At 69.6% G+C, this 16,638-nt stretch carries 13 protein-coding genes; 6 read left to right on the top strand and 7 right to left on the bottom strand.

Translation table 11 applies throughout. The features are described 5' to 3' along the window. Positions 1-286 precede the first annotated feature (286 nt). From KBI5_RS10170 to KBI5_RS10145, 6 genes are all read left to right on the top strand, one after another. Entirely contained in the window at positions 287-1,117 is an 831-nt protein-coding gene (locus tag KBI5_RS10170; RefSeq protein ID WP_330219007.1) for a glycosyltransferase family 2 protein, read from the top strand. Continuing rightward, positions 1,117-2,913, top strand: coding sequence for a glycosyltransferase (locus KBI5_RS10165; protein ID WP_011436019.1), 1,797 nt, complete (start codon positions 1,117-1,119; stop codon positions 2,911-2,913). The genes KBI5_RS10170 and KBI5_RS10165 overlap by 1 nt, the downstream gene beginning before the upstream one ends. Continuing rightward, a complete protein-coding gene (locus tag KBI5_RS10160; protein WP_011436020.1) occupies positions 2,910-4,310 on the top strand; it encodes a glycosyltransferase in 1,401 nt (466 codons plus the stop codon). Before KBI5_RS10165 ends, KBI5_RS10160 begins: the two co-directional genes overlap by 4 nt. Further along, complete coding sequence (locus KBI5_RS10155; RefSeq protein ID WP_011436021.1) at positions 4,307-4,696, top strand: hypothetical protein; 390 nt, start codon at positions 4,307-4,309, stop codon at positions 4,694-4,696. The genes KBI5_RS10160 and KBI5_RS10155 overlap by 4 nt, the downstream gene beginning before the upstream one ends. Then, positions 4,693-6,591, top strand: coding sequence for a hypothetical protein (locus KBI5_RS10150; protein WP_011436022.1), 1,899 nt, complete (start codon positions 4,693-4,695; stop codon positions 6,589-6,591). Before KBI5_RS10155 ends, KBI5_RS10150 begins: the two co-directional genes overlap by 4 nt. Positions 6,592-6,709: 118 nt before the next feature. Next, the gene (locus tag KBI5_RS10145) at positions 6,710-7,960 is read left to right on the top strand and encodes a hypothetical protein (RefSeq protein WP_133056997.1); all 1,251 of its coding nucleotides are present in this window, start codon (positions 6,710-6,712) and stop codon (positions 7,958-7,960) included. Here the strand turns inward: KBI5_RS10145 and KBI5_RS10140 are convergent. The 7 genes from KBI5_RS10140 to KBI5_RS10110 all read right to left on the bottom strand — a co-directional run bounded on the left by KBI5_RS10140 (position 7,906) and on the right by KBI5_RS10110 (position 16,568). Continuing rightward, positions 7,906-8,676, bottom strand: coding sequence for a class I SAM-dependent methyltransferase (locus KBI5_RS10140; protein ID WP_011436024.1), 771 nt, complete (start codon positions 8,674-8,676; stop codon positions 7,906-7,908). The genes KBI5_RS10145 and KBI5_RS10140 overlap by 55 nt on opposite strands. 32 nt (positions 8,677-8,708) lie before the next feature. Beyond that, on the bottom strand, positions 8,709-10,043 hold the full coding sequence (locus KBI5_RS10135) for a glycosyltransferase (RefSeq protein ID WP_011436025.1): 1,335 nt from the start codon (positions 10,041-10,043) through the stop codon (positions 8,709-8,711). Next, positions 10,040-11,908 carry a polysaccharide deacetylase family protein gene (locus KBI5_RS10130; RefSeq protein ID WP_023840911.1) on the bottom strand — a complete coding sequence of 623 codons (1,869 nt, stop codon included), beginning with the start codon at positions 11,906-11,908 and terminating at the stop codon, positions 10,040-10,042. The genes KBI5_RS10135 and KBI5_RS10130 overlap by 4 nt, the downstream gene beginning before the upstream one ends. A 381-nt stretch (positions 11,909-12,289) precedes the next feature. Further along, positions 12,290-12,682, bottom strand: a complete 393-nt coding sequence (locus tag KBI5_RS10125) for an RNA-binding S4 domain-containing protein (RefSeq protein WP_023840909.1) — start codon at positions 12,680-12,682, stop codon at positions 12,290-12,292. A 168-nt stretch (positions 12,683-12,850) separates the two neighbouring features. Continuing rightward, a complete protein-coding gene (locus KBI5_RS10120; RefSeq protein ID WP_011436029.1) occupies positions 12,851-14,005 on the bottom strand; it encodes an ABC transporter ATP-binding protein in 1,155 nt (384 codons plus the stop codon). Further along, positions 14,002-15,480, bottom strand: a complete 1,479-nt coding sequence (locus KBI5_RS10115; RefSeq protein ID WP_241882793.1) for an iron ABC transporter permease — start codon at positions 15,478-15,480, stop codon at positions 14,002-14,004. The genes KBI5_RS10120 and KBI5_RS10115 overlap by 4 nt, the downstream gene beginning before the upstream one ends. Before the next feature lie 74 nt (positions 15,481-15,554). Beyond that, positions 15,555-16,568, bottom strand: coding sequence for an iron ABC transporter substrate-binding protein (locus tag KBI5_RS10110; protein ID WP_085015095.1), 1,014 nt, complete (start codon positions 16,566-16,568; stop codon positions 15,555-15,557). Positions 16,569-16,638 lie beyond the last annotated feature (70 nt).

The following is a 16,638-nucleotide window of genomic DNA, read 5'->3' as shown; positions in this document are numbered from 1 at the left end:
CGGTGAACGCATCCGCTGGCCATGCCCCGACCGGCCGGGGAAACGGTTGAGCCGCCGGTTGCGTGCCATCCGCCGCCGGCGATGAGGAAATATCCCGACCCCCGTCGGCGACACGCCAGCATCCCGGGTTTCCAGAGCTATCAACATCCATTATCTAGAGTCACGGCGCGTGACGAGCGCGTGGTCGGAAGCTCGGCAGGACGAAATTCCACCGTGGTCCACCGACTATCCAGGTCTGTCCAGGGGGGCGTCCTTGTCTGGTTCGGGTGATTCGCCATCGGTAAGTGTGGTGATTCCGGCGCTCAACGAGGCGCGGAATCTGCGGGAAGTATTCGGCCGACTTCCGGTGGACGCCGAAATAATCCTGGTGGACGGGAACTCCACCGATGACACCGTCCGACTGGCCCGCGAGCTACGCCCCGACGTGGTCGTCGTCCGCCAGACCCGATACGGCAAGGGCAACGCCATGGCCTGCGGCTTTGCCGTGGCATCGGGGGACATCGTGGTCACGCTCGACGCCGACGGCTCGGCCGACCCGGCCGAGATACCCTCCTTCGTCGCGGCCCTCGTCCAGGGCGCCGACTTCGTCAAGGGAACCCGATTCGCCCACCGTGGCGGCAGCAACGACATTACCCTGCTGCGTACTCTTGGAAATCTCTTCTTCTGTCATCTGGTCAACCTGCTCTTCCACCGCCGGTTCACCGACCTGTGCTACGGCTACAACGCATTCCGGCGAGATTGTCTGCCGATGCTCGGGCTGATGCCGGGAGAAACCGACGGCATTCGGCGGCATGGCGACGGCTTCGAGATCGAAACCTTGATCACCCTCCGTGCGACCAAGGCCTGCCTGCGGGTCACCGAGGTCGGCAGCTTTGAGCACAAGCGCCTTCACGGCGCGAGCAACCTGAATGCGGGCCGGGATGGTATGCGCGTCCTGCGGACCATCCTCGTCGAATGGTCGGAAAACCTTACCGCCCGGTCACGAAACCGCGCCAGGTGGGACGGCATGCTGCTCAGCAGTCCCGGTCAACCGGTATCGACCATCGTCAGCCAGCGACGTCCGGGCGACCTTCCCCATGGCCGGCGCAGGACAACCGGCGCGACGGAATACGCGTGATGACCCCCCCGGCCGGCCCGCGGCTCTCGGTGGTCATCTGTGCCTATACCGAACGGCGCCGGCACGATCTGCAGCGCGCGGTGACCAGCATCGCCGAACAGACCAGGAAGGCCGACCAGCTGATCCTCGTCATCGACCACAATGACCGGTTGCGCCGGTGGGCCGAGGCTGCGTACCCCGGTGCCACCGTGATCCCCAACACCGGCCGCCGTGGCCTGTCCGGTGCCCGCAACTGCGGCGTCGGGGCCGCCACCGGCGACGTGGTCGCCTTCCTGGACGACGACGCCCACGCCGAGCCGGACTGGCTGGCCCAGTTGGCCGCCCACTACACCGACCCCCGGGTCGCCGGGGTCGGCGGTGCCGCCATGCCGGTGTGGCCGCACCGCCGACCCCGCTGGTTCCCCCCCGAGTTCGACTGGGTGGTCGGATGCAGCTACGTCGGGCTGCCGACCGACACGGCTGCGGTCCGTAACCCGATCGGAGCGGGGATGTCGTTCCGGCGGGCCGTGTTCGATCGCGTCGGCGGGTTCACCGAGGGGCTTGGGCGGGTCGGCACCACACCGCTGGGCTGCGAGGAAACCGAGTTCGGTATCCGCCTTCAGGCGATCCTCCCGGACGCTGTCGTCCGCTACGAGCCACGGGCACGGGTCTGGCACCAGGTAACCGGCGACCGGGCCTCCCTGCGGTACTTCCTGGCACGCTGCCATGCCGAAGGCCTGTCCAAGGCCGCGGTAGCCGACCGGGCCGGGGCGGACGCGGCGCTCGCCACCGAACGGCAGTACCTGAGGCGGACGCTGCCCCGAGCACTGGCTCGTGACCGCCACAGCCTGGGCACCTGGCCGCGAGCCGGGGCCGTGCTGGTCGGCACCGGGTCCACGGCCATCGGCTACGCACGCGGCCGGCTACGCCTCGCCGCCGGCCGGCGTGACACGCCACGTCAGCCGATCCCGTCGGAGGTAGCTGTGATCCCGATTCTGCTGTACCACTCGGTGACCGATTATCCGGTGGCGAGCTATCGACGTTGGACGGTCGATACCGCAACCTTTGTCCGCCATCTCACCCTCATTGCCGGTTCCGGCCGGGTACCGCTGACGGTGTCCGAGTATGTCGAACGGAGGCGGCACCAGACCCTGCCTCCGCGACCGGTCCTCATCACCTTCGACGACGGATTCGCCGACAACCTGGCCGCCGCTCGTGAGGTCGTCGCGCACGGGCTCACCGCGACCTGCTACGTCGTCACCGACTGGATCGGCCAGGTCGGCATGCTGCGCGGCGCCGACCTGCGGACCCTGGCCGGCCTCGGGGTCGAGATCGGTGGTCACAGCCACACCCATCCCCGGCTCGACGAGCTTCGCCCCGACGAGGCGCGCCGGGAGATCAGCGACTGCAACGCCCGGTTGACCGCTGCGATCGGCGCACCGGTGGGCTCCTTCGCCTACCCCCACGGCAATTACGACCATGCCGTTCGGCGGCTCGTCGGGCAGGCCGGCTTCACGTCCGCCTGCGGGGTGCGCAACATGATGTCGCACGGCGCCGACGACCCGTTCGCCCTTGCCCGACTGACCGTGACGGTYGACACCCCGGACCGGCAGATCAGGGCGTGGCTGGACGGGGCCGGCCGCGCGGCCCCCGCTCGGGAGTTGCTGCGTACGCGGGGCAGCCGGCTCTCCCGTCGAACGAGGGCTCGGCTCCTCGGCCCGCGTCTACCCTACCGACCAATCGTCACCGATCTGCCCGTACCAGCCGATCTGCCCGTACCAGCCGTCCCGGCGGCGTTCGGGGAGGTGCGGCCGTGACCACCACGCCGCCGGCCATGATGCTGCCGGGCGACGGTCCGATCGCGCTGCACGAGGTAGAACTGTCCGCGCCGCTTCCGGTGCTCACCGGTGACGGGCCGGCACAGGTGCTGGTCCGGCTGCACGGCCGTCCCCTGGGGGTGGTCGCTGCGACGCTGTCCCCGGCCGGCCTGCGCCCGGACCAGCTCGCCGGCCGGGTCATGGACAGACTCGGGCCGGACGTGGCCGCCCACCTGACCGCGGACGGGCTCGCGGTTCCCGAAACGGTCCCGATCGACGGAGTTGTGACGTCAGACGTCTGCCGGCCGGTGCTCCCCGCCGAGCTCGCCGGGACCGTCGTCGTGACAAGCTGCGTCGCCTCCCCCTCGCTGGCGGCCACGCTCGCGGGAATCCTGGCGCAGTCCGTGCCAGCGCAGGAAATCATCGTGGTCGACAACCGGCCGCGCACGAGCGGCATCCGCGAACAGCTCAGTCGGATGGCCGGCGAGGTGCGCTACGTCGCCGAGCCAGAGAGGGGGCTTTCCCGGGCCCGCAACGCCGGACTGGCCGCCGCGACCACACCGGTGGTCGTCTTCACCGACGACGACGTCGAGGTCGACCCGCGCTGGTTGGAGTTCCTCCTGTCCGGGTTCGCCGCCGGCTCGGGTGTCGTCGACGAGACGGTGGGGTGCGTCACCGGGCTGATCCGGCCACTGGAGCTCTCAACCCCGGCGCAGGTGTGGTTCGAGCAGTTCGGCGGCTTCGGCAAGGGCTTCGTCGGACGCCGGTTCGACCGCACCGAAAATCGATCAGGCGACCTGCTCTATCCCTATACCGCGGGCGTGTTCGGCAGCGGCGCGAACAGCGCTTTCCGGACTGATACGCTGCGTCAGCTTGGTGGTTTCGACGAATTTCTCGGCACGGGCACCGCGGCCCGCGGTGGCGAGGATCTCGACATCTTCCTGTCCGTGGTGCGCAGTGGCCACGTCCTGGTCTACGAGCCGGCCGCGCTGATCCGCCACCTGCACAAGCGGACCACTGTCGAACTGCGGCGCCAGATGTACGACTACGGGGCCGGCCTCGGGGCGATGGTCACCAAACGCATCGCGACTCAACCCGCCGAACGCCTCCAGATCGCCCGTCTCGTCCCCGGCGGCCTGCATCATCTTCTCCACCCACGCAGCAGCAAGAACGCCGGCAAATCCCGTGACTATCCCCGGTCCCTGACCTTGATCGAGTTGGTCGGTGTGGCCCGAGGGCCGGTCGGCTATGCCGCCAGCCGGGCCCTCGCCCGGCGCCGGCAGCGCGATCTTCCTCATGACCACGCACCGACTCCCGGTGCTCCCCCCGCCCCCTTTCCCAGGGCGCCCATCCCCGAACCGCGGATCTCCACCGTGACCACTGGAGCGCAACCATGAGCAGCGTGTACGCCCGCCGAACAACGCAGGCGGCGCTCGTGGCGGTAACCGTGATGCTCGCCTTTCTTGTGGTCTGCCGAACAGATTCTCCGGTACGGGTCCTGCTCGCCGTCCCCGCCGCCTTCCTCCTTCCCGGGGCCGCCGTGCTGGCCAGGCTCCCGGTCGACGGGACGGCGGCATGGATCGGGCTTGCCGTCGCCATCAGCCTTGCCGTCGACGTCCTGACCAGCATGCTCATGGTCTGGTCGGGATGGTGGCACCCAGCCGTGATGCAGTCCGTCGTGGGACTTGCCTGCTGCGCGGTCCTCATCCACAGCCTGCGCGCGGAGCTGCGCGCCCAGCCGCGCGCCCGGCCGCGCGCTGACGGGAAGGTGCGAGGGCGTTGACCGGCAGACCGCTGCTTCCGCCGGAGATACCGGATCCCCGGCTCGGCCAGAACGCGGCTTCCCAGCCCCACGCCGCGGCTGCCCGGGCCCGCCTGCGCTCGGTCCGTCAAAGACGGCCCGAGGACCCCGGAATCCGGCGGCCGGCGCGGTTGTCAGGCCCCTTCGCGACGGGCCTTCGCTGGCTGTTTCCGCTGGCGGTCGGCATCACCCTCTGGGGGCTGTCACTGCGGTGGATCCACGTCGAGAACCTCACCGACTACGGTCTCCCGCCGGCACTGCCCATCGCCTGGTACGTCGGCCTGGGCGTGCTCCTGCTCGGCGCTGTCGGCGCCGTCGGGCGGGCCCGCTTCCAGCCGTTCATCGCGGCGGCCTACCTGCTTGCCTGCATTCTCGTGCTCTACGGCACCCTTCCGCTCATCCTGGACGTTCCGCACTACCCCTGGGTGTACAAGCACATCGGCGTGGTCCGCTATATCGAGCAGCATGGCGGCGTCGACATCGACATCGATATCTACCACCGATGGCCCGGCTTCTTCGCCGGTACCGCGGTCTTCGGCTCGCTTGCCGGCCGACCCAACCCGATCGCCTTCGCCGCCTGGACCGAGGTCTTCTTCACCGGCATCGACGCCCTTCTCGTCTGGGCGGCCACCAGGACGCTGCTTCGCGAGCCACGGATCGCTGCGGGCGCGGCACTGGTCTTCGTCGTGACGAACTGGGTCGGGCAGGACTATTTCGCCCCCCAGGCCCTCAGCCGGACGCTGGCCCTCGCCCTGTACCTGGTGCTCCTGCGGCAACTCCGCACCGGCGCGCCGAGGGCCATCCTGCGGCGGACCGTGCGGTCCGCCGGAGTCCACAGCAGAAGGCCGCCGCTGCGCTTCGCCGCCCCGCCAGGCCCAACCTGGCCGCTGCCGGTGGCGGTCGGCGTCGTGCTGCTCCTGGACGGGGCGGTGGTGGTCAGCCACCAGTTGACCCCGTACCTGCTCCTCCTCGGAGTCGGTGCGCTGACCGCGGCCGGGCTTGTGCGGCCGCGGTGGGTGGTGGTCGCCATGGCCGGTCTGACGATCGCCTATCTGATCCCGCACTTCGCCTATGTTCAGGATCATTTCGGGGTCTTCAGCAGTCCCGACCCGTTCGCGAACGCCCGGTCAGAGGAGCCGCCGCTTCCTTCGTCGGGGAAGCTGGCCAAAACCACCGGACTGATCCTGACCGGCACGGTCTGGGCGCTGGCCGGAGTCGGCGGGCTGCGCCGGCTGCACCGCGGTGACGGCCGGGTGCTCCCGCTCATCCTGCTGAGCATCGCACCGGGCGTCATCCTGTTCGGGCAGAGCTACGGCGGTGAAAGCATCCTGCGGGCGATTCTGTTCTCCCTGCCCTGGTGCGCGCCGTTGGTGTGCTGCGCCGTCGCGCCGATGACCGGGCGGTGGCGACGGCGGCACGTCCTGGCGGGCTGCGGCGGGATTCTCCTCCTCGCCACGCTCTTCATGCCCGCCTTCTTCGGGAAGACGGAACTGAATCTCATGAACGCCGACGAGGTCCAGGCCGGTGATTATCTGTACGCGCACGCCCGGCCCGGGTCGGTGGCCGTGCTGACCGGGGCCACCTTCCCGAGCCGCTACGGGGCTCGATATCCCGAGGTGGACGATGTCCTGATCACCGACACCTTCGGCGAGCGCGCAATCAGGCCATCGACGGTGAATGCCGTGGCCGACTTCATCGGAACGTACCCGGGACGGGGTTACCTCGTTTTCTCGACGGCACAGGAGGTGTATGACCGTGTATACCGGACGGCGACCGCCGGTGCGCTGCGGGCGGTGGAGACGGCCGTCCGCTCCTCGCCGCGGTTCCGCCTCTGGTACGCGACCCGGAACACCCGTATCTACGAACTCGCCGGATAGCACCTGGACCCTGCCGCGGCCCCGTTCGCCGCGGACTCTGCCGCTATCGGCGAACGGGGCCGCCGGCCAGAGCGGTGCCCAGAGCGGTGCGCTGTACCGCAACGGCATGGCGTTGGCGATGAGCGGCGGCCTCTCGTCGTTGGTGGGCAGCCTCTACTGGGTGCTGGCCGCCCGGCAGGCCGACCGGCCGTCGGTCGGCGAGGCCACCGCCCTCATTTCGGCCCTCACCGGTCTGTCCTACCTGTGCCAGCTGGGCCTGGGGGGCGCATTGACCGCCTTCCTGCCGCAGGCGGGGGGCCAGGCGCGCCGCCTGGTCGTCGGCGCCTACGCCGGCGCGGCCGGCCTCAGCCTGCTGGTCGGTTTGAGTTTTGCCTTGCTGGCCGCCCGGATGAGCCCGGCTCTCGCAGTTCTCCAGTCACCCCGGATCGCCCTCTTCTTCGCCATCTCGGTGGCGATCTGGTCGCTGTTCGCACTGCAGGACAACGTCTTCACTGGCCTGCGGAAGGCGGTCGTCGTACCGATCGAGAACACCGCTTACAGCGTCGTCAAGCTCATTCTGCTCGTCACCTTCGGTGGCGGGGTGAGCGGACTGGCATTGTTCACCTCCTGGGTGATGCCCGCGGCGGTAGCCGTCATACCGGCGTCGGTCATGCTGCTGGTGTGGCTGCGACCCGCCGGACGTGCGCCAAGCCCACCCGGGCTGGCCGCGGACTTCCGAAAATACCTGGCCGGCGACTCGCTGGCGGAGCTGGTGTCCCAGCTCAGCACGACGCTCCTGCCGATGATTGTCATCGCCCGGATCGGGGCGACGGAAGGGGCCGCGTTCGGAATCAGTTGGTTGATCATATGCACGGTCGACGAAATCCCCTGGAGCCTCGGGACCTCGCTCACGGTCGAAGGCGCGCAGCCCGGCGCCGACTCTCGCCGCCTCCAACGGGCGATGCTGCGCCGCATTCTCCCGATTGTTATCGGAATCGTCCTCGCCMTCATCGTCGCCGCGCCGCTTGTACTGGCTCTCTTCGGCCCCTCCTACCGGGCCGACGCGACCACTGTGCTTCGACTGMTGCTGTTGGGCTCGGTCGCCCGCACAGTCGTCATCCTGGAGCTGTGCACGGCCCGCGCGCAGCGGAGGGCCGGGTGGCTCGTGTGTATCGAGGCGCTGCTGGCGGTGCTGGTGCTGCCCAGTCTCTGGCTGCTGGGTGGGAGCCTGGGACTGGCGGGGGTCGGCCTGGCCTGGTTCGGATCACAGACCGCGACCGCGTGTGTGGTGCTCGCCGCGGGTCGAACCGGCGATGACCAGGTCGACTCGCCACCCTACCGCGGCTTCTCCGCCCGCCCACAGGTCAGCACCGGAAAGCGCGCGTCCTGAACATCGAGATCCTTGCGACTGACGTCGCCGACTGCCAGACCCAACAACGCCGAGACACCGGCCAGGACGTTTCCGAAACCCTCCACCGTGGCCTCGATCCCGACTCGGGCGAGTTCGGCGCGAAGACCCGGCGGCGTCCAGCGCCACTTGTCGTCGGCCCCGTCGTCCACGTCAATACGTCCCAGTGCCGGAACCGAGATCAACAGGACGCCGTTCGGTCGAAGCGACCGCCACAGATTCTCCAGACAGCAGCCCGGAGAGGTGTACTGAAGGACCTGAGTGAGAATCACACAGTCGAACTCGGCGGCGGGCAGACTGTCCGCGACATCGAGGTCGACATGAAGATCGGCATGATGGTTCGTCTTATCCCGGTCGATGATCGTAATCCGACCCGGAGTTCCGAACCGCGAGCTGTATTCCGCGTTTTTGACCTCCAGTACATGCCCCCGGATATCGTTGGCATGCCGACTGATCCACTGTTCGATATAGTGCCGGTCGACCGGCAGCCCGCGGTCCCATCCGTAACGGTCGCTGAACGGCCTGACCCGTTTCATGTTCCCCCACGACACCCGGCGCCCAGGCGCGTTCCGCAGCGTCCAGTACGCCATCTGCCGCACCACTTGCGGCGATCGCCGGTAGTAGCCGAGAGCCCACTCCGGCGGGAATCTCTCCCGCTCGACCGCCGGGTTCCCCGCCCTGGGCCTGTCACGTTGCATCACGTCACGCGTCACAGCCTTTCCGGTCGTCGTCACCGCCAGGCGGCCGTTTGCCGCTCCCGGGCGTAGAGCAACGGTCCGGCGGCGTAGCCGGCGAACTCCCGCAGCAGGGCACCCTTCGGGGCCTGGACCCGCCCGTCGAGCCGCTGGCTCGTCGCATGGCCGATGCGGGCCATCCCACGCAGGCCTCGTGGGATGCGACGTACCACCTCACCCCGGGTCGACCGCTGGAGAAGCAGCTTGGCCAGGAAGGCCGTGAAACCGGAGCCGTAGCCGAACATCTGAGCGAGCAGCGCCGCGTCGTCGGCGCGGTGGTGATGCCAGACGAAGGCGGCTGGTTCGTACGCGATCGCTCGGCCCGCCCGCAACATGCGCACGAAGAGATCGAGGTCCTCGCCGCCCCGGCTCCTGGTGCCCGCTCCCAACGCCTCGTCGAAGCCACCCAGGTCCCGCAGGAACGCGACGTCGAACCCGACATTCGCGCCGGTGCCGACGAAACCTATATAGGGGTACAGCGGACCGTGCCGCTCGTTGTCGGCGAGGTCGAAAAGCACCGGCTCGCAGCGGGTGGACCAGTACGACGCCCGGGCGTCGAAGTAGACTTCGGCCGCGCTCACGATGCTCGCCGTGCAGACGAGTCCCGTGACGCACGCAACGTCCGGCCGGCGCCGGAAACCCCGAACCAGCCCGTCGATCCAGCCGGGGTCAACCGAGACGTCGTCGTCGGTATAGGCGACGTACACCCCCCGCGCCAGCGCGAGCCCGCGGTTGCGGGCGCGGGAGAGACCCGGGCGTGGTTCGGGGACATAGCGGAATCGTTCGTCGGTGGCCGAAAACGAGTCGACGACCCGCTTCGTGGCGTCGCTCGACGGGGCATTGTCCACGATGAGGAACTCGACGGCCGGATAGGTGACCTCCGTGAGTCGACGCAGGCAGTTGGCCAGGATCTCACTGCGGTCTCTGGTGGCGACGACGACGGAGACGAGATCCGTGGAATCGAGATCGGTGGATTGAACCTTGTTCGGGCAGGCCTCGGTGGCCGCGGCAGGCCTGGTGCGGGCGTCGAGGCGCTCGAGCGGGCGGAGACCCTCGCCGACCAGGTGATCGTTGATGCGCCCGCCGAACTCCGACCAGACCCTGCCGAGCAGCTCATCGACGTCGATGCCGGTGGCCGTCCTGGCGGCCGCCGCGTAGCCGAGCGGCTCACCGTGCAGCAGGGCGAGGACCCGCGCACGTCGCTGACGGTCGCGTGGCGGCACGACCGAGCGCACGACGCCCCCGGCCGACACCTCGAGCTCACAGCACCAGATACCCTCGTCGGCCGCGGCTGGGCCGGCCGGGGACTCCCGATTCCCGTGCAGGTTCATCCGACGCTCCTCGCCTCGTGATCTTCGGCCTCGTGATCTTTGGTGTGTCCGCGGATCGTCCGTTGGACCGGGAGAACTCGACGCAATGCCCCACCCAGTTCCCGCTCGATGTCGGGACGGATGTCGGGACGTCGGTAAACCTGCGATCTGCGCACCGTCTCGACGAGCGCATCAACGCGGGTATGGCGCTCCACCTCGATCCTGGGCAGGGCATAGCGGTCCTGAGCCGTGGGGAAGGCGCGCCGAGTTTGCAGCGCGAACGCCGCGTCGTATCCCGCCTTCTTCACCATCATGCGCACGCGCGCGTCATGTTCCCCGTAGGGATAGGCGAACAGGCGTGGCACGGGCAGCCCGATGGCCGCGAGGTCGCCGCGCGCCGCGGAAAGATCGTCCCACAGGCCGGCCCCACTCATCCTCGTCAACTGCCCGTGAGTGCGGGAGTGCGCCGCCACTTCCCAGCCTTCCTGGTGAAGGGCACGCAGCCGGCTCGCGTCGAGGAGCGGCAGCCTGGCGGCGCCGTTCACCGCATCCCACCTGTTCCAACCGCCGATCTCTTTCGTGACCACGAAAACCGTCGCGGGAATACCAAGTTCCCGAAGGACGGGCACGGCGTGTTCGAACAGACTCGAATAGGCGTCGTCGAAGGTGAGGACCAGCGACTGATGCCGGGCGGGCCGGCCGTCGAGATGATGYAGGAGTTCATCGACCCCGACGAAGGTGAAGCCGGCGCCCAGCAGGGCTGTCAGCTGGGCCCGGAACTGTGGCGGGGGAACCGCATACCTACTCAGCAGGGGATCCGACACGTCCTCTATCGCATGATAGGCAAGGATCCGCAGGCCAACGTCCGGTGCGTGCAGGAGACCGCCGCGCTGGTGGGTTCCCCGCCAGTAGGAGCAGTCGCGTAGTCCCAGGAACATCCATCTGGTGGGCCGGTCCACCTTCCCGGCGCTGACTCTTCCGAGCACGAGACCCGCCGGGACGCGGGACGCCCAGGGCGGTGCCGCCGCCGCGGCCCTGGTGAGGCTTCCTCTGATCGTCTTCCCGCCATGCTGGGCAAAGAGCAGGTCACCGAGACCCGGATGTTTTCGGGAAAGCGCGGCATCGGCCTGCCCGGCCTGCGTCCACTGCCTCAGGTGCGCCTCGGGCGAAACGACGTAACGCTGGTAGGAGACGGCGTCGGCGGCGAATCGAACCCGCGCACCGCTCTGCAGCAGCCGGTAGAGGAAGTCGGTGTCCTCACCGCCGAAGCTGCCGCCGGCGGTAAAACCCGTGTCGAAACCGCCGAGCCTGGCGAAGGTCGACGCCCGCATCGACACCTGCCCGGAGAGCAGGTCCGCGACGGTCAGCCGCCCGTCCGACCGCAGCAGCCTCCGGCGGCGTGCCCGGGCCCACCGGTCGACTCCGTAGGTGAGCACCGTAGGAGGCGAGGCGGGGTGCATCGGGATGTGGCCGACCACGGCGTCGGCGCCGGCGGCGAGAAGCCGCTCATGCTCGACGAGGAGCCGCCGGTCCGCCGCCATGTCGTCGTCGAGAAAGAGGATGAACTCGCCGAGCGCGCCCGCGGCGCCACGGTTTCTCGCTGCGGCCGCGCCCGCGTTCTCCTGCCACAGGATTCGCTTGGAGAACGGCAGAGAGACAGCCTGGAGAGCCTTCTCAGTGCCATCCGTGGAACCGTCGACGACGACGATCAATTCGCAGGGCCACGGCATATCGAGATACCTGAGTTCCGCAATACTCTGCAATACCACGTCTCGGCGGTTGTATGTCGGCATCACAATGCTGAACCGGACCGAACGCCCATTACGGGCGGGCTGCCCCGCCGAATGGTCCGGGATGTCCACGCTCGGTTTCTCACGGTAGCTCATCGCGAATTCCACCGAGCCAACCCGGATGACGCTCGCCCCATGGGCCTGACTCTAGTTCGAGCCGGTCGGTGCGGCGGGACGCGACCCGCGGTCGTGTCGTCCAGGCAGATCAACCTCACGATCGCGTTCCACGAGCGCGGATAACGCTACGCGGCACGCAGCGGCAGAGCCCGGTCCCGGTCACCGGCAACGTACCCGGTCGCTTCCTTCGTTTTCTTCACACCGTTGATGCGAAGTAATCCCATGGCGGGTAGTACCAGGGTTAGTAATCCCAGGGCAAGGTTCCTGGGGATGGTCATGGTGTGTGGGCGATTGCGAACTCCCTCGACCGAGGCGTCGCCTGACCGGGGCGCCGCTACTGGGCACCCAGTAGCGGCGCCGCTACCGCGCATCCGGCCGGCGGGGCTGGTCGCGCAGGCGTTCCAGCGCCCGCCGGTCGCGCTTCGTCGGCCGCCCGGCGCCCCGATCGCGCACGGCCACCACCGGCGGCACCTCGCGCGCGACCGGCGGGCTGCGGTCGACGAAGGACTCCGCGGCAACGGGCGCGCCGACCCGCCTGTGCGGGATCCGGGTGACGACGACGACCCGCTCGTGCCCGGGCTGGCGCACCCGGATCTCGTCGCCGGCCCGCACCGGATGGGCCGGCTTGACCCGCTCGCCGTTGAGGCGGACATGGCCGGCGCGGCAGGCGGCGGTCGCCTGCGATCGCGTCTTGACCAGGCGCACGCACCAGATCCAGGTGTCGATCCGGGCGGTTCCCGCCGGCGACGTCATAGGCGTGGGCGACGTCATAAGTCTGACTGTACGAATCGACCGGCCGACCTGTCGTCGTTCGGGGACGGTCAGGCGGTGACGATCGACCTGCGTGGCGGTAGCAGGGCGCTCGTGACCGCCGCGACCGTGCCGGCGCCGGGACCGGCGTCGGTGAGAGCCGCGACGGAGTCAATGGGGTGGGAAGGCCGTGACGGGCCCGGTGATCGACAGCCGCACGCGGGTGCCGGGTTCGGGAAGCTGGCGCCCCGGCACCCGCGCCGTCACGGTGCGGCCGGACCGGTCGAGCCGGAGCTGGACGGTGGCGTCGTGGCCGAAGTACCGCACCTCGGTGACCCGGCCGACCACCACGTTCCGCTCCTTGTTCCGCTCCTTGTTCCGCTCTTCGTTCCGCTCTTCGTTCTCGTTTCGGTCCTGGCTCTCGTGCTGGTTCTGGTTCTCGTTCTGGTTCTCGTTCTGGTTCTTGTCGCCGTCCGCCGCGGCGAGGAGCCTGATCTGTTCCGGCCGGACGAGCAGGCGCGCCTCGCCCTGGGGAGACCCGGGCCGGACGGCGAGTTCGCCAAGGTCGCAGGAGGCGGTGAGCCCGGTGACGACGGCGGGCATGAACACGGCGGCGCCGACGAAGGCCGCGACGGTCGGGTTGCCGGGTGAGGCGTAGACGCCCTGGGGCGTGCCGGTCTGGGCGATGCGACCGGCGGCCATGACGGCGACCTGGTCGGCCAGTGACAGCGCCTCGTTCTGGTCGTGCGTGACGAGCAGCGCAGTGGTCCGGTTGGCACGCAGCGCTTCGACGACGGCGCGGGCGGTGTTCAGGCGGAGCCCCGCGTCCAGGGAGGAGAACGGCTCGTCGAGCAGCACCAGGGACGGCCGCGGGGCCAGGGCCCGCGCCAGCGCCACGCGCTGCTGCTGGCCGCCGGAGAGCTGATGAGGGAACCGGCGGGCCAGGCTCGCGTCCAGCCCGACGAGGTCGAGCAGCTCGGCGGCCCGCCCGGCGGATCGGCGTTCGGCGCGGGGCAGGCCGAACCCGATGTTGGCCGCGACGTCCACGTGCGGGAACAGGGCACCTTCCTGCGGGACGTACCCGACCCGCCGCCGCTGGGCGGGAACGCTGCGACCGGGGCCGAACACCCGTTCGGCGCCGAAGTCGATCGTCCCGCCGTCCGGGTCGCCGAATCCCGCCACCAGCCGTAGCAGGGTGGTCTTGCCGCAGCCCGACGGCCCGAGCACGGCCGTCACACTGCCGTCGGGCACTCGCAGATCGATCCCGGCGAGGGCTGTCGTGGCGCCGAACCGTTTGGTGACCTGGCTGACACTCAGCGCTGTCACGTGCTTCTCCTAGCAGAACGGGTGAGCAGGAAGGTCGCCGGGGTCGACAGCAGCACCATCAACCCCGCGTAGGGGGCGGCCGCGCCGTAATCGACGTCGCKGACGTTGCTCCAGAACTCGGTCGCCAGGGTGTCGGTGCCGGTGGGTGACAGCAGCAGGGTCGCGGTGAGTTCGGTGACCACAGCGAGGAACACCAGGATGGCGCCGGCGCCGACGCCGGGGGCGATCAGCGGCAGGGTGACCCGCAGCCAGGCCCGCGTCGGGCGCAGGCCCAGGGCGTGTGCGACGTCGTCCAGGACGGGTGGCGCCTGCGCGATCGCGCCCCGTACCGCCACCGTGGCCCGCGGCAGGAACATGATCGCGTAGGCGGCGATCAGGAGGGTGGTGGTCTGGTACACGGCCGGCAGGATGTGCAGCGATACCGTGACGAGAGCGAGCGCCACCACGATGCCCGGCAGCGCGTTGGCCGTGTAGGTGCTGCGTTCAAGCAGCGTCCCGATCCGGCCCGGGTGGCGTACCGCGAGCCACGCCACCGGAAGCGCCAACAGGACGGTGCACAGCGCGCCGGCGAGGCCGAGTCCGGCCGCGGTCGCGGCGGCGGTGGCCAGTTCGACGGCGGGGAAGGCGGCGGAGGCACCCACCAGCAGCCAGCGGACGAGGCTCACCAGCGGCACGCCGAGCGCCAGGCCCACGACCGCGCCGAGCCCGCCGACGGCGGGGGCGGTGAGCCGGCCGAGCCGGGCGGGTTGCGCGGTGCGGCTGGCTCCGGGCCCGAGCCGGGCGTAGCGGTGCCGACCGCGCAGGCTCAGCTCGGTGCCGACCAGGACCGCGCAGTACAGCACCAGGACGCCGGCGAGCATGTTCGCCGCCGGGCCGTTGAACGACGAGCGGTACTGGTCGTAGATGGCCGTGGTGAAGGTGGGGAACCGCAGCATCTGCAGGGCGCCGAACTCGGCGAGCAGGTGCAGGCCGACCAGCAGCGACCCGCCGAGGACGGCCGGGCGCAACTGCGGGAGCACGACCCTGGTGAACGTCCGCCACGGGCCGAGCCCGAGTGACCTGGCGGATTCCTCCAGCGCCGGGTCCAGCCCCCGCAGGGTCGCGCCGACGGGGAGGTAGACCAGCGGGTAGTAGGCGAGTGTCACGATCAGCAGGGCGCCCGGGTATCCCTCGACGTCCGCGGTCAGCGAAACCCAACCGTAGCTGACGACAAACGCGGGCAGTGCCAGCGGAGCGGCGAGCAGCACGTGCCAGACCCGTCGTCCCGGCAGGGCCRTCCGTTCCACCAGCCAGGCGGCGGCCGTGCCCAGGACGGCGCTGGCCGCCATCCCGCCGGTCACGAGCTTGGTGGTGTTGACCAGCAGCTCGCCGACCCTGGGCCGGATCAGCAGCCGCCAGGCCTCCGACCAGCCCACACTGACCGTGTATCCGACGACGAAGAACAGTGGGACGGCCGCGAGCAGCGCGACGAGCACGCAGGCCAGCAGCAGCGGGCGCGGGTACGCCGGGCCGGTGCGTACCCACCATCCCGCCGTCGTGGGCTGGCCGTTCAGAGCAGGCCCGCCCGCTGCATCAGTTCGACGACCTTTGGTCCGTTCAGGGTCGAGATGTCGATGTCGGGCGGATCGAGGGTCGACAGCGGCTTCAGCGCAGGGTTCGTGGGGACCGCGTCGGACACGGCGTACTCCAGGGCACCGCTGTCGACCAGCGCCTTCTGCCCGGCGTCGCTGGTGAGGAAGGCGACCAGCCGCTGCGCCTCGGCCTGCTGGTCGCTGGCCGCGAGGACGCCGGCGCCGGAGACGCTGACGAACGCGCCCGGGTMCCGGTGGCCGAAGAAGTGCAGGTCGACGTTCCTGCTGTCCTTGCCCGACTCCGCCTGGTCCTGGTACCAGTAGTAATGGTAGATCACAGCGGCGGGGACCTCGCCCGCGTTCACGGCGCGCAGCGCGGCGATGTTGTTGTCGTAGATCTTCGCATTGCGTTTCAGCCCGGCGAGYCACTCGGCGGTGGCCCCCTCGCCCTTCACCGCGAGTACGGCGCTGACGATGGCCTGGAAGTCCGCTCCGGCCGCCGCGACACCGACCTTCCCCTTCCACGCCGGTCCCGCCAGGTCCATGATCGACGTGGGCAGCTCGTTCTTGGCGACCTGCCCACGGTTGTAGATGAACACCGTCGACCGGGCCGCGAAACCGACCCAGTTGCCGGTGCTCGGGACGTACTGGTCAGGCACCTGGCCCAAGGTGGCCCGGTCCAGTTTGCTGAAGCGGCCGGCGCGGTCGACCAGCGTCATGGCCGGCGAGTTCTCGGTGACGAAGACGTCCGCCGGCGAGCTGTCGCCTTCCTGGACGATCTGGTTCGCCAGCTCGGGGTCGCCGCCGCGACGCAACTCGACCTTGATGCCGGTCTGCTTGGTGAACGCGTCCACCATCACCCRCATCAGGTCCTGGTGCTGCGCGTTGTAGAGCGTGATCGTCTTCCCGTCGTCCCCCGAGCCGCACGCTGACAGGCCGGCCAGGCAGGTGGCCGTCACCAGCACGACCAAGGTTCTTCCTAACGAACCCATCGGGCTCCTCCAGCTGAACACTCCACCTGAACCCTCCACCTGGACAGACACGTCCGACCGACCTCGAACC

Origin of the sequence: Frankia sp. KB5 (assembly GCF_002099325.1) — a bacterium.
GTDB classification, from domain to species: domain Bacteria; phylum Actinomycetota; class Actinomycetes; order Frankiales; family Frankiaceae; genus Frankia; species Frankia casuarinae.
This window is presented reverse-complemented; position numbering and strand designations above follow the sequence as displayed.